The organism is Psychrobacter proteolyticus (assembly GCF_003350005.1).
Taxonomy (GTDB): domain Bacteria; phylum Pseudomonadota; class Gammaproteobacteria; order Pseudomonadales; family Moraxellaceae; genus Psychrobacter; species Psychrobacter proteolyticus.
Genome location: NZ_QLKS01000002.1, coordinates 292,327 through 306,130, shown reverse-complemented (window position 1 = coordinate 306,130; position 13,804 = coordinate 292,327). Strand labels below are relative to the sequence as shown.

Annotated in this window: 11 protein-coding genes; 4 read left to right on the top strand and 7 right to left on the bottom strand. The window is 43.2% G+C overall.

Features of this window, described 5'->3' with window-relative positions:
* The 6 genes from DXK30_RS12710 to DXK30_RS05780 form a co-directional block, all read right to left on the bottom strand.
* Complete coding sequence (locus DXK30_RS12710) at positions 1–438, bottom strand: hypothetical protein (protein ID WP_162799515.1); 438 nt, start codon at positions 436–438, stop codon at positions 1–3.
* Positions 439–502: 64 nt separating this feature from the next.
* Positions 503–1,726, bottom strand: coding sequence for an iron-sulfur cluster carrier protein ApbC (apbC, locus tag DXK30_RS05800; RefSeq protein WP_114700887.1), 1,224 nt, complete (start codon positions 1,724–1,726; stop codon positions 503–505).
* Between the two features lie 196 nt (positions 1,727–1,922).
* Positions 1,923–2,723 carry a 3-hydroxybutyrate dehydrogenase gene (locus tag DXK30_RS05795; protein WP_114700886.1) on the bottom strand — a complete coding sequence of 267 codons (801 nt, stop codon included), beginning with the start codon at positions 2,721–2,723 and terminating at the stop codon, positions 1,923–1,925.
* A gap of 141 nt (positions 2,724–2,864) precedes the next feature.
* Positions 2,865–3,494, bottom strand: a complete 630-nt coding sequence (locus DXK30_RS05790) for a 3-oxoacid CoA-transferase subunit B (protein ID WP_114700885.1) — start codon at positions 3,492–3,494, stop codon at positions 2,865–2,867.
* 141 nt (positions 3,495–3,635) lie between these two features.
* On the bottom strand, positions 3,636–4,349 hold the full coding sequence (locus DXK30_RS05785) for a CoA transferase subunit A (RefSeq protein WP_114700884.1): 714 nt from the start codon (positions 4,347–4,349) through the stop codon (positions 3,636–3,638).
* 153 nt (positions 4,350–4,502) lie between these two features.
* Positions 4,503–5,843, bottom strand: coding sequence for a short-chain fatty acid transporter (locus DXK30_RS05780; protein ID WP_114700883.1), 1,341 nt, complete (start codon positions 5,841–5,843; stop codon positions 4,503–4,505).
* A gap of 411 nt (positions 5,844–6,254) precedes the next feature.
* Between DXK30_RS05780 and DXK30_RS05775 the strand changes: the two genes are divergently transcribed.
* Together DXK30_RS05775 and metG are read left to right on the top strand one after the other, a co-directional pair.
* Complete coding sequence (locus DXK30_RS05775) at positions 6,255–7,670, top strand: GntP family permease (protein ID WP_114700882.1); 1,416 nt, start codon at positions 6,255–6,257, stop codon at positions 7,668–7,670.
* Positions 7,671–8,034: 364 nt separating this feature from the next.
* Positions 8,035–10,134, top strand: a complete 2,100-nt coding sequence (metG, locus tag DXK30_RS05770) for a methionine--tRNA ligase (protein WP_114700881.1) — start codon at positions 8,035–8,037, stop codon at positions 10,132–10,134.
* Positions 10,135–10,246: 112 nt separating this feature from the next.
* On the opposite strand, the gene DXK30_RS05765 is transcribed toward metG, so the two are convergent.
* Positions 10,247–10,648: a hypothetical protein gene (locus DXK30_RS05765; protein ID WP_102094938.1), complete on the bottom strand. Its 402-nt coding sequence runs from the start codon at positions 10,646–10,648 to the stop codon at positions 10,247–10,249.
* A 621-nt stretch (positions 10,649–11,269) separates the two neighbouring features.
* Between DXK30_RS05765 and DXK30_RS05760 the strand changes: the two genes are divergently transcribed.
* Entirely contained in the window at positions 11,270–12,319 is a 1,050-nt protein-coding gene (locus DXK30_RS05760; protein WP_114700880.1) for an ABC transporter substrate-binding protein, read from the top strand.
* Positions 12,320–12,396: 77 nt separating this feature from the next.
* Complete coding sequence (locus DXK30_RS05755) at positions 12,397–13,437, top strand: ABC transporter substrate-binding protein (RefSeq protein ID WP_114700879.1); 1,041 nt, start codon at positions 12,397–12,399, stop codon at positions 13,435–13,437.
* The last annotated feature ends 367 nt before the right edge of the window (positions 13,438–13,804 follow it).

Genomic DNA, 13,804 nt, shown 5'->3' with positions numbered 1-13,804 from the left:
CTAGCCAAATTTTTCTAAAGGTACTATCTGTCCTTGATAGCTCACGGTGCTATGTGAAATTCTTCTTTTTGCCTGTACAGCACCCACAAAAAACGCTTCAGTTATCACCTTAACTTCAATATTGGTTAATCCATCTGCTAGTGTTTCTGTAACATTGATTGATGCAAGCGCACTCATCCATAAAAAGTGTCTTGGAAACTTTTTTAACAGCTCAGCGAGAGCCTTTGCGAATTTGTTAAAATCGGTAATTACCATTCGGCGATTGCTAAAGTCAGCATTAATCTGATAGCGTTTGCTACTGCCATCTTTATAGTAGCAAACGGCAATCAACTGATTGTTTGAGAGTTCAATGATGTATATCGGTGGGCGAAATAATCGTAAGACTCTATACTGCTTGGGAGTATTGTCTAAATGGCTTTGATAAATAGATAAGTTCAAGATATCCTCTTTTTAGACAATACATTCACTTTAAAAGTCGCCAGCTTAGGCTACTTCTCCATCATCAAAAAATCCGCTTATCATCGACAGGCTTTGCGAATTTATTGATATTGGTTTCGATATTTTTGGCAATGCTCAAATAATAGGTCGCAAACTCATCATCAGCTAAGACGCTTGGTACGCCTTTATCAACTTGTGCACGAATGCCACTGGCAAGTGGTAGCTGACCCAATAGCGGTACCTGATACTGCTCAGCGATAAATTCACCGCCACCCGTACCAAAGATTGCTTCGGTGTGGTTGCAGTTGCTACAAGTATGTAGCGCCATGTTTTCAACCACGCCAAGCACAGGAATGTTGGTTTTATTAAACATCTCAACGCCTTTTTGCGCATCGAGTAAGGCAACATGCTGCGGTGTCGTGACAATGACAGCACCTGTGACTGGAATACGCTGCGCCAATGTCAACTGTATATCACCCGTACCAGGCGGCATATCAATCACTAGATAGTCTAGCTGCGGCCAGTTGGTTTGATTATATAGCTGCATCAATGCACCCGTGGCTTTTGGTCCACGCCATGCAACCGGAGTATTATCTCCATCAAGCAAACTACCGATAGAAAGCATTGCCATGCCATGCGCATCAACTGGCACGAACTGCTCGTTTTCTAGTTGCGGCTTCACATCAGCGACGCCCAACATCGTTGGCATACTAGGACCATAGATATCGGCATCTAGCACACCAACACGATTGCCAAGCTTCTGTAGTGCTAAGGCAATGTTGACCGTGGTGGTTGATTTACCAACACCGCCTTTACCTGATGCCACAACAATAATATGACGGATACGAGGATGCGCGGCCAATGAAGCTTGGGTAGGTGCAGCTTTTGTAATCGGTGGCTCAGCGTTAGTGCTACTAGTATTGTTATTAGCGCCAGATGAAGGCTGGGATTCCATCGCATTGGTTGTCTTTGGCATCTGCTTTGGTAAGCTCGAGCCTGAACCCTTTTCTGGCGCAGGCAGACGCACGTTCATATGAATCGTGGTAATACCATGCGGGTGTAGCAACTGCCCAAGCTCCTGCTGGATAACTTCAGGATTGCTATCTTTTGGCAAACGCAGGTCTAACGTAAGTGCTTCGCCATCACGCTCAAGCCCTGTGACCATCGTGGCAATACTGACAGCACCTATCTCATATCCAAGTAGGACTTTGTCGACGGCACTATCACGCTCTGCCTGCTGCTGAGGCGTTTCGGTTTTTGTGGTTTTTTTCTTCATAAAGTTAAACATAGCTACTATTATGGCCTATACAAGTGGGTAGATCTGGCAAATTGCTCAAGCCGTCTCGTTGCGCATATTACAACCGATAACGTTAATGAGTATATTAGCCAAACCTTCTATCGTGACAGTGTAGCTGAATTGGAGGCATAAAAAAACCACAACGCCAGTAGGTCTGACGTTGTGGTATATGCAAATTGTATATATATTAATTCATGAACCAACCATGACTGGCAACGATAGATTGTCCAGTGAATACATTGGTTGGGAAAGCCGCTAAAAATAGCGCCAATTGGGCAATATCTTCTACTGTCGTAAATTCTTTATCTACGGTATTGACCAGCATAATATCATTAATAACCGACTCTTCACTGATGCCTTTCTCAGCCGCCTGCTCTGGAATTTGTTTTTCGACCAATGGCGTTTTGACAAACCCTGGGCAAATCACATGCGAGCGTACTTTATGCGCTGCACCCTCTTTGGCTAACACACGACACAGTCCTAGTAGTCCATGCTTCGCGGTCACGTACGGGGCTTTATATAATGAGGCCTCATGCGAGTGAGCGGAGCCCATATAAATAACTGTGCCGCCCTTATCGCCTTTATACATGTGCTTAATCGCAGCTTTGGTAGTCAAAAAAGCACCGTCTAAGTGGATATTGAGCATTTTTTTCCAATCGCTAAACGCCATTTTATCGATAGGATCAATGATCTGAATACCAGCATTAGAAACCAAAATATCAATACCGCCAAAGGTATCAACCAGCTGCTGCACACCGTCATTTACGGCATCTTCTGAGGTAACATCCATGGCAATCGCCAGAGCACGTCCACCAGCCGCTTCAATAGCATCGACGGTTTTTTGTGCCGCTTCAAGGTTGATATCAGCAATACCAACCGCTGCGCCTGCTTTTGCATAAGTTTCAGCGATGTCACGCCCGATACCACTTGCAGAGCCAGTGACCAATGCTACTTTGCCTGTCAAATCTTGTTCTAATTGGGTCGCCATACATATTCCTTATCATGGTCTAAAATATTATTAGTTTTTATAAAATTGAACTGAACAAATACGCCACTATGATTATAGTGGCGTATTTATTTGCGGGATAAAACATATTAATCTTACGACAGTCACCTTACTGTACAAAGTTTACTGAATAATACTTACTGGTGTTTTTTCTTGTAGCTCGTCAAAGCTCACACCATCTGCTAATTCAACCAGCTTCAGACCCTTATCAGTAACATCTAATACAGCAAGCTCAGTGATGATACGATCAACCACGCCTTTACCCGTCAATGGTAGTTCACAGTTTGCCAAGATTTTTGGTTCGCCATGTTTATTGACCTGCTCCATCAATACAATCACACGCTGCACGCCTGCGACCAAATCCATCGCCCCGCCCATGCCTTTGACCATCTTTTTAGGAATCATCCAGTTGGCAAGGTCGCCTTTTTCTGAGACTTCCATTGCACCCAATATCGCCAAGTTGACATGACCGCCACGAATCATAGAAAAAGACTCTGAGCTACTAAAATAACTAGCCCCAGCTTCTGCAGTCACCGTTTGCTTGCCCGCGTTAATCAAGTCCGCATCTACGTTTTCTGTGGTAGGGAACTCACCAATACCTAGCAAGCCATTCTCTGATTGTAGCCATACGTCTACGCCTTCAGGAATGTAGTTGGCGACCAACGTTGGGAGACCGATGCCTAGGTTCACATAGTAGCCATCTTGTAGCTCTTTTGCAGCGCGTTGCGCCATTTGCTCTCTTGTCCATGCCATGCTGATTTCCTTATTTTTTGCGATATTCTATTTTTATTCATTTAGACAGCCAGTTATTTAATCAATTGGCTGTCTAAACTATTATCCATCTAAAATTAACTGTTGATTTCACGTACGATTAAGCTCCGACCACGTTTTTATTTACGCGCCTTCTACAGCTTTAGTCGTGGTTTTTTCGATACGTTTTTCAGGGCTAGCATTCAATACGATACGCTGAACAAAAATACCTGGTAGATGCACATCATCTGGATCAAATGTACCCGTTTCAACGATTTCTTCGACTTCGACGATCGTGATTTTACCGGCCATCGCGCAGTCTGGGTTAAAGTTACGAGCAGTTTTATTAAAGATTAGGTTGCCCGCTTTGTCTGCCTTTTGCGCTTTGATTAAGGCGACATCAGCACGTAACGAATGCTCTAGCACATAAGTACGCCCATCAAAATCACGAGTCTCTTTGCCTTCAGCGACTAATGTACCTACGCCTGTTGCAGTATAAAACGCAGGGATACCAGCACCGCCTGAGCGCAGTTTTTCAGCCAAGGTCCCTTGTGGCGTCAACTCAACTTCTAACTCGCCTGCTAAGTATTGGCGCTCAAACTCTTTATTTTCGCCCACATATGACGAAATCATTTTTTTGATCTGGCGTGTCTGTAGTAGTAGACCAAGACCGAAGTCATCGACACCAGCGTTATTACTGATACAAGTCAGCTCTTTAACTTTGCTGTCACGCAGCGCTTCGATTAATGCTTCTGGAATACCGCATAGTCCGAAGCCACCGATCGCGAGCGTTTGCCCATCACTGACGACGCCTTTTAGCGCTTCTTCGGCACTGTTATATACTTTTGACTGACTCATGCTTGTCTCCTATGACTGTTATTTATATTTTTAATGCTTGCATATACTAGGACATGTCCTAATGCTGAATTAATTGTCTCAACTATCCGTTTGATTGTTACGAAAATTAAGAACTAAAAGCGAAAATGAACCACGCTAATTTTCTATTGAACCTTATACCACTAGCCAGAACACGCCCATAATAATGGCACCAGAGACTGCCAGTACTATCAGGCAGTAGCCCATGATAGCGCGCGCATCCAAACCTGCGATACCCAATAATGGCAAAGCCCAGAACGGCTGAATCATATTAGTCCATGCGTCACCCCATGCAATTGCCATCGCAGTAATAGCTGGACTAACACCTAGCTCAATACCAGCAGGAATCATAACAGGACCCTGTACGGCAAACTGCCCACCACCTGACGGTACAAAGACATTGACCAGACCTGCACTTAAAAATGCAAAAATCGGGAAACTGTCTGCGGAAGCGGAATTGACAAAAAACTCGGTCACTTGCGTACTGATAGAGATACCATCCGCATTTGCTCCCGTCATGATGCCCATGATGCCGCCGTAGAACGGGAACAATAACACAATACCTGTGATGCCACCGATACCTGAGTGTACAGCACGATAATAACGCTCTAACGTGCCATGCGATAGCAAACCTATGAATAAGAATAGCCCAATGACGATGTTTAGCCCTAGGTTAAAACCGTTACTACCAAACTCGCTGATATAGTACATCAATGCCAAGGCCAATAAGATGACAGCAATAATACGGCTATCATCTAGCTTTTGTGCAGGCGTGTCTCTTTGGGGCGCGACGTAGATCTCTTCTTTGATCAGCTTAGCATCAATAACCGTAGGGTTCTTTGGGTGCATAAAACGATTGACAAGGGGCAAAATAACGATAAGCAAACCTACTAGCAGCATGTTGTAGCCTGCAAATACCGTTTGAGATAAAGGCACCGCTTCTGTCATAGTATTGCCTGACAACGTCAGTAACGTATCACCACCAGAGCTGAGTGTCAGAGGTATCGAACCTGAAAAACCGCCATGCCAAATTACAAAGCCTGAGTAAGCAGCAGCGACCAATAGTGGATAATCGACATTAGCCACTTTTCTAGCCAGTGCCTTTGCAAAGATTGCCCCGATGATTAAACCAAAGCCCCAGTTTATCCATGAACCAACCAGTCCAACCAAGGTTGATACGATAATGGCGGTCGTAGGAGAGTGAACTCTACTAGCGAGATTGTCCAATAAGCGTTGAATAAATGGGGCGCTAGCAAATGCATAACCGGTCACTAGGACCAACGCCATTTGCATGGCAAAGCTATGCAATGACCACAGTCCGTTGCCCCAGTGCCCTGCCATAGCAATCATGTTTTGGCCAGTAGTAGTCAGTCCTACAGCAAACGCGATAAGGGTCAAAACGATCGAAAATACGAATGGGGATGGTAGATAGCGATTGACTAGCTGCACGCTCATATTAGTGATGGCACTAAACATATTCACATTCCTTGTAAATTTGATGTTTGGTTTTGAGAGTTGTTATTAGCGCTTTGTTGAATGTTTATCAGATTTGAGTGCGGTTATCGCGACTACACCTGATAAATGGCAAGCATTATATTTTACATTGGCACCCATAACAATACATTCTATCTCGCTATATCATGCGTGAAACACTTGTGCTAACTTAACATATTATTTTCGTAGCGACTAGAAAATAACTATCAGCGCATGTGAGTCACCGCTGTGCAGGAGTTAAATTGTCGAGATGTTAATTCATTATCAGTGTATAAGTCTAGATTTATGTTTGATAAAACAGACGAAATAGGCTTATTTTGATTAATTTTATTGACCTATATTGACAAGCACGGCATACTCGCTGCCTTATTTTTTTTGCCAAGGAGGGCCGTCATGTTTAGTACACTTGCTATTGTCATTACCCTATTATTGCTCATGTTTTTTGCTTATCGCGGTTATTCTGTGCTGATTCTAGCACCGATTATGGCAACATTAGCAGTCTTACTGTCAGGTGACTTCTTAAGCACCATTCCCGCTTATACCGATGTCTTTATGGGCGCGTTAAGTGGATTCTTACTCAAATTCTTCCCGATATTCTTGCTAGGCGCACTATTTGGCCGCCTAATGGCAGACTCTGGCGCAGCAACCGCCATTGCCAATACGGTCGTCGAAAAGCTCGGTGCTAGCAAAGCCATCCTTGCGGTGATTTTGGTCTGTGCTATTTTGACCTATGGCGGCGTATCATTGTTCGTTGTGGCTTTTGCTATCTATCCAATCGCCAAAGACTTATTTAGAGCGGCAGATATTCCAAAGCGTTTGATTCCAGCAGCGATTGCTCTAGGGTCATTTACGTTTACGATGACCGCATTGCCAGGCACGCCAGCTATTCAAAACGCTATTCCAATTCCTTACTACAATACCAACGTATTTGCCGCGCCTATCTTGGGTATCATCGGTGGTACGATCATGTTTGTTTGTGGTTGGATGTGGCTTCAGTCACGCGCCAGAAAAGCCAATGCAGCGGGCGAAGGTTATGGTCAGCATGACGAAGAAGATGTAGGCGGTGTTGGCGCAACGGCAAAAGAAGCTGAGGTATTAAACACTCACCATACTTCTTTTACCATTGCGATGATTCCACTTGTATTGGTCATTGGCTTAAACGCTATATTGACCTATGTGGTATTCCCATCGATAGACTTTAGTAGTCTACAAACTCAATTCCCAGACTTGAATATCGCAGGCTCGCTTGGGTTATGGTCAATTATTATCTCGTTGGTGGTGGCTTGTGTGGTGTTAATTCTGCTCCGTATCGGACATTGGAATAATCTACAAAAAACCATTAACCGTGGTACTTATGATTCTATGTTGCCGATTTTTAATACGGCATCAGAAGTAGGTTACGGTGCAGTTATCGCGTCGCTCGCAGGCTTCCTTATCATTCGTGATAGCATCCTAAACCTAAACCCTGACAACCCTCTGATCTCAGAAGCGGTCGCTATGACTACGCTTGCTGGTATCACAGGTTCATCGTCTGGCGGCTTGAGTATTGCGCTATCTACATTGGGTGAAGATTATTTAAGAATGGCGGTCAATGCCGGTATCGACCCTGAGCTAATGCACCGCGTAGCCGTCATGGCGGCAGGTGGTCTCGATACGCTTCCGCACAGTGGCGCTGTCATCACCTTGCTAGCGATTTGTGGTCTGACCCACAAGCAGTCTTATTTGAACTTAGCAATGGTTACGATGGTCATTCCATTGGTCGCTGTGGTCGCTGTGATTATCTTAGGTACGATGTTCGGTTCATTCTAAGTTAGCTTAGTCATTTAATCATTTAGTCACTTAGCCATTTATTATGACTAACTACTGATATCTAAGCGAATAATGGATAAATAAAAAACCCACTTGGCATACTGCTCAGTGGGTTTTTTATGGCCAGCTGATAACTACTAAATTCGATGCAAGGCTATTGTTTATGGATAATAAATGCCTGCCAAATGAGAAGTAATTACCAAGGAATATCACAAATTTATTTGATTTACGGTATCATAGGCACACTTTTTGAACTTTTACTATTTTTAGAAGTTTTTAGCATTAACGATGTCGCATCGATGAGTGATGAACCGCTTAAGATGTTCGATAACTAACCCGTTTATATAAAAATATAGGTGATTTTGTGCGTGAGATTCTAGTAACCAGTGCGCTGCCCTACGCCAATGGCTATATCCATTTGGGGCATCTTGTAGAATATATTCAGACTGACATTTGGGTACGTGCGATGAAAGCGCAAGGCCATCAGGTCACCTATGTCTGCGCGGATGATGCACACGGTACGGCAATCATGCTCAAAGCAGAAGCCAACGGCGTAACACCAGAAGAGCAAATTGCCTCAGTTAAAGCCTCACATGAAGCGGATTTTTCAAAGTTTCTTATCAACTTTGATAATTACCACAGCACTCATTCAGAAGAAAACAAACAGTTCTCTGAGCTGATTTATCGTCGTCTAAATGATGCTGGTCATATCAGCACAAAGGATGTCGAGCAGTTATTTGATCCTGAAAAGCAATTATTTCTAGCCGATCGCTTCGTTAAAGGTACTTGTCCAGAATGTGATTCACCAGACCAGTACGGTGATAACTGCGAAGTATGTGGTACTACGTACGATGCAACGGATCTAAAAGACCCGCATTCGACACTGTCTAATGCAACGCCTGTGCTCAAAACCTCTAAGCATTATTTCTTTGATTTGCCAGAGTTTGAACAGTTCCTAAAAGACTGGACGCGCAGTGACAACCGTTTGCAAACGTCAGTGGCTAACAAACTTCAAGAATGGTTTGAGGCAGGACTTGCCAGCTGGGATATCTCGCGTGATGCACCCTACTTCGGTTTCCAAATTCCAGACACCCCAAGCGATGAGCCAGACAAATACTTTTATGTGTGGCTAGATGCGCCAGTTGGCTACATGGCAAGTTTTAAAAACCTATGTGACAAGCGCGCAGGCACCGACCAAGCGCTTGATTTTGACCGTTACTGGGCACAAGAAAACGAGCACAAAACCGAGGTCTATCATTTCATTGGTAAAGACATCGTTTACTTCCATGCCTTGTTTTGGCCAGCGATGCTGGCGGGTAGCGAATTGCGTACACCAACTGGTGTCTTTGCCCATGGCTTCTTGATGGTCAATGGCGAAAAAATGAGTAAGTCACGTGGTACTTTTATCAAGGCCGAGACGTATGCTGAGCACTTACATCCTGAATACCTGCGTTATTATTTCGCCAGTAAACTATCCGACAAAGTTGAAGACATCAATTTAGATTTAGAAGACTTTATGCAAAAGGTCAACTCTGACTTGGTTGGTAAAGTCGTCAATATCGCCAGTCGTAGTGCAGGGTTCTTGGTTAAGAAGTACGACGGCATGTTGTCAGAAGTTTGCGTCGAGTCAGAGCTGTTAGAAGACATTACTAAAACGGGCGATGAGATTGCAGCTGCTTATGAGAATCGTGAATTCTCGCGTGCTATGCGTTTAATTATGCAATGTGCGGACAAGGCCAACGAATATATCGATGCCAAGAAGCCATGGTCATTAGCGAAATTAGAGGGTACTGAGCAAGAGGTTCAAGACGTCTGCTCGGTCGCTATCAATATCTTCCGCCAATTAATGGTCTATCTTGCGCCAGTATTACCTGAGCTGACTAATAATGCCAAAGAGTTTTTGAACCTTGAGGATTTAAGTTTTGCCAGTCGTAATGAGTGGTTACTAGGTCATAAAATCAATAAGTTCAAACCACTGATGCAACGTATCGAAGAAAAAGATATTGAAGCGATGGTAGAAGATTCTAAAGCATCCTTAACTCAAGCAGACACTCCTGCTGCGACTGAAAGTAGCAAGCCTGCCGCAAAAGATAAAACACCTGCAACAGACGCTAATACTGATGCCGAGCAAATTGACTATATTGGTATCGAAGACTTTGCCAAAGTTGAGATGAAAGTCGCACACGTTGTAGAGTGTAACCATGTAGAAGGTGCTGATAAGCTACTACAGTTCACGCTCGATGTTGGTGAAGACAAACCACGTAACGTGTTTAGCGGTATTCGCAAGTTTTATGAGCCTGAGCAATTGATTAATAAGAAAGTTATTTGCGTGACCAACCTTGCTCCGCGTAAAATGAAATTTGGCGTATCAGAAGGTATGGTATTGTCAACTGGCGAGCCAAAAACGGGCTTAACAGTCGTTACCTTGCCAGATGCTTGTGTTGTTGGTGATGTATTGGCTTAGCTGTTATTTTTAACATTAAAAAATAAAAAAAGATGCCACTAGGGCATCTTTTTTTATGGTTGATTTAGCAAATGACTAAAAACCAAGCCTTATATTTATCTGCTCAAAATACTTATCTACTCAAAATATCGATAATCTGCAATGTATCATTGATCACCGTCACAATATTATTCTCTGGCGTACGAATACGAACGTAACGGTCATCATAACGGTCTAAAACGACAGAACGGTCATAATCCCTTCTATCAATCTTGCCGACTACTCTATAACCGTATCTATCAAGATCACGCTTGAACGAAGCATTCGGGCTGGCATTGCGATAAGCGTTAATACTTGGGTGGGCGTTGCCATTATGCTTATAGTTTTTACTGACATGGGCAGAGTTACCTTTGCTATTACCATGTCCATTACCGTGCCCGTTTCCATGACCATCTTTTGCCATAGCAGGCAATCCAATCAAAGAAGTTGCTGTGATACCAGCGATGGTTAATAATTTAAGATTAGCAGTGTTCATAATATTATCCTTAAAATAGTCATTCGAAAAATTTAGATAAATAAAAAAATTAGATAAATAATAGCGTCTATTTCACATCCATTATGGCAGCACAATGTCACCAAAATGACTGGATTATCCTTAGACCCATCATGTTTCTCGTATGAAAATTAGCTTACGTTAATTATGAAGTGAGTACGTAATAGATGCGTTGCTAGGATGTAAGCCTTTTGCATATGGTTTGAGCAAACAAAAGTACCCTAGTGGCATTCTTTATATTTAGATATACATAAGAGCTTCAATGCATCACGCGTCTTGATAAGATAAAAAGAAGTGATGATTTTTTTATTATCCATCACCATGACCGCTACACATTAATTTCTTATTGCGATAACTTACATTACTGTCATAATATGAACATAATAATCGATGGAACGATTACTGTATTTAATTGTTAGCCTGCTATCTCAGCATCAACATAGCATTGACTTGGCTAATCTGCATTCTTCAATATCATGGCAAAAAACCAAAGTACACCAAACAGATGAGCAAAATTACTACTATATAAATTAGTAGGCTCAGTCAGTCTGGCGGTATCCATTTGGTTTTTGCAATTGATATAACCTATGAGTTAACCTAATAATGACTATCGCTTCTACTCTACGCTTAAGCCTATATGGCGTTGCTCTTAGTGCCATTAGCACACTTGGACTAATCGGCTGCTCAAACTCCTCTACCGAGAACGCAGCGACTGCTGAAAATAGCACGGCTACAGACAAACCTGCCAAATCTATTGCCATTACTCAAATCGTTGAGCATCCATCATTAGATGATATGCGCCGTGGTATTATTGATGAGTTGGCAGATAACGGCTATGTCGAAGGTCAAAACCTAACTGTTAACTTTCAAAGTGCGCAAGGAAACACAGCGACTGCAGGACAGATTGCCAAGCAATTTGCAGGAGACAATCCTGATGCGATCGTAGCAATCTCAACGCCTTCTGCGCAGTCAGTGGTAGCCGCCACCACCACTATCCCTATTATCTACACTGCTGTGTCAGATCCGCTAGGTGCCAAACTCATCACGGCAGATGGCAAGCCTTTTCAAAGCAACTTGACGGGATTATCGAGTCAGCTACCGCTAGAGCCGCAGTTGGATTTGTTACAGCAGATAAAACCCGACTTAAAGACCATTGGTTATGTCTATAGCCCAGGTGAGGCAAACTCAGTATCATTACGTGAAAATCTAAAACAAGCTCTGCCAGCACGAGGTCTGTCACTATTAGACATTCCTGCCAATCGTCCAACGGATATCGGTATGGCGACGCGCAGCTTGCAAGGACGCGCAGATATAATCTATACCTCATTTGACAACAATGTTGCTTCTGCCTTTGAGGCCATGACTCAAGCAGCAAATGAGCTAAAGTTACCGATTATCGCGTCTGATGAGTTCAGTGTAAAACGCGGCGCGACTGCTGCGCTTGGTGTTAATGACTATGACTTTGGTCGTACTACTGGCAAAATGGTATATCGCGTGTTAAATGGCGAAGCGGTCAATACTATCAAACCTGAAGTCATGAATGATCTGACCTTATATGTCAGTCCTAAGCACGCCAAAACACAAGGTGTCAGCTTGCCAGCAGAGTTACTAAAAAACGCTATCAATGTTGATATTGATGCCGAAACCAAATAAAAAGTAGTAAGCTATCTATTAGCTCGTCAATTATTTATATAGTGTACGGACACACTATTATTTTAGGAGTAAGACCCATGTTGTCTCAAAATCGTTTTGGTCGTTTTAATTTCGGTAAGGCTTTATTATTAGGCGGTGTATGTACGGCTATCTTGACTGGTTGTAACCAATCAGCGCAAGATGATGGCTCCACTGATGCTGCCGCTACTGGTGATGCAGCGACAGCTATGAAGACCGTTGCTATTACCGCTATCGTCGAACATCCGGCGCTTGATGATGTACGTAAAGGCGTCATCGACGAGCTAAACGAAGCAGGCTTCAAGGACGGTGAAAACTTAACCGTTAACTTCCAAAGCGCGCAAGGAAACACTGCTACTGCTGGTCAGATTGCCAAGCAATTTGTCGCTGATGCGCCAGATGTTATCGTCGCTATCGCAACACCGTCTGCGCAGTCTGTTGCCGCTTCTACTAGCAGCATTCCATTGGTATTCTCAGCAGTTACTGATCCAGTAGCCGCAAAACTGGTACCTAAGCTAGATGGCTCAGGCACCAACGTTACAGGCGCATCAGATGCCCTACCGTATGAACCACAAATTGATTTGATGCGTCAAATCATTCCATCATTAAAGAACGTCGGTTATGTCTATAGCCCAGGTGAAGTCAACTCAACGATTATCTTAAAAAATCTAAAAGAGAAGCTAACGCCGCTCGGTATCAATGTACTTGAAGCACCTGCACAGCGTAGTAATGACATTGCAATGGCAGCGCGTAGTCTCGAAGGTAAGGTCGATATGATCTATACTTCAACTGACAACAACGTAGTATCAGCATACGAGTCACTTTATCAAATCGCTAAACAAAGTAAGATTCCTTTAATTGCCTCAGACACCAGCTCAGTTGAGCGCGGTGCCGTTGCTGCTCTAGGCGTGAACTACTATGAGCTTGGCCGTGAAACTGGTAAAATTGTCGTACGTATCTTAAACGGTGAAAAAGCAGGTGCTATCCCTGTTTACACTCCACAAGCGCTTGATCTATACGTCAGTCCAAAACACGCTAAAGAAGAAGGCATCACCTTGCCACAAGCGGTTATCGATAAAGCTAAAGAAGTGGTAGAATAACGCACCTTTGTATTTGGCTCACAATAGCAGGTATAAATAGGAAAGCGACACTACTTAATACTGTGTTGCATACCTTAAATATACGGCTAATGATTGAATAAGAAACCCAGCTATGAGTCATTAGGCTGGGCTTCTTGTCTAAACAGAGTCTTTTTTGCAAGTGTGTTTAATAGTGCTGTATTTGTCTGCCAATTTATCTGATACTTGTTAAGTAGAGGATAGGTCTATTGATTGCATTGCAGTGCCTTGAACCATCGCTTCAAACCAAGGTAGCTTATGATCGCTGTTAATCGTGATATGTTTTGGTTTACCCTAACCGCAGATTGCTTAATCTGTTAAATTCACCGCTTAGCTGTTTAGCAGGTAG

Bases quoted from the DNA above. Each gene is read 5' to 3' on its own strand.
- apbC (WP_114700887.1), bottom strand. From the start codon at position 1,726: ATGTTTAACTTTATGAAGAAAAAAACCACAAAAACCGAAACGCCTCAG.
- DXK30_RS05795 (WP_114700886.1), bottom strand. From the start codon at position 2,723: ATGGCGACCCAATTAGAACAAGATTTGACAGGCAAAGTAGCATTGGTC.
- DXK30_RS05790 (WP_114700885.1), bottom strand. From the start codon at position 3,494: ATGGCATGGACAAGAGAGCAAATGGCGCAACGCGCTGCAAAAGAGCTA.
- DXK30_RS05785 (WP_114700884.1), bottom strand. From the start codon at position 4,349: ATGAGTCAGTCAAAAGTATATAACAGTGCCGAAGAAGCGCTAAAAGGC.
- DXK30_RS05780 (WP_114700883.1), bottom strand. From the start codon at position 5,843: ATGTTTAGTGCCATCACTAATATGAGCGTGCAGCTAGTCAATCGCTAT.
- DXK30_RS05775 (WP_114700882.1), top strand. From the start codon at position 6,255: ATGTTTAGTACACTTGCTATTGTCATTACCCTATTATTGCTCATGTTT.
- DXK30_RS05765 (WP_102094938.1), bottom strand. From the start codon at position 10,648: ATGAACACTGCTAATCTTAAATTATTAACCATCGCTGGTATCACAGCA.
- DXK30_RS05760 (WP_114700880.1), top strand. From the start codon at position 11,270: ATGACTATCGCTTCTACTCTACGCTTAAGCCTATATGGCGTTGCTCTT.
- DXK30_RS05755 (WP_114700879.1), top strand. From the start codon at position 12,397: ATGTTGTCTCAAAATCGTTTTGGTCGTTTTAATTTCGGTAAGGCTTTA.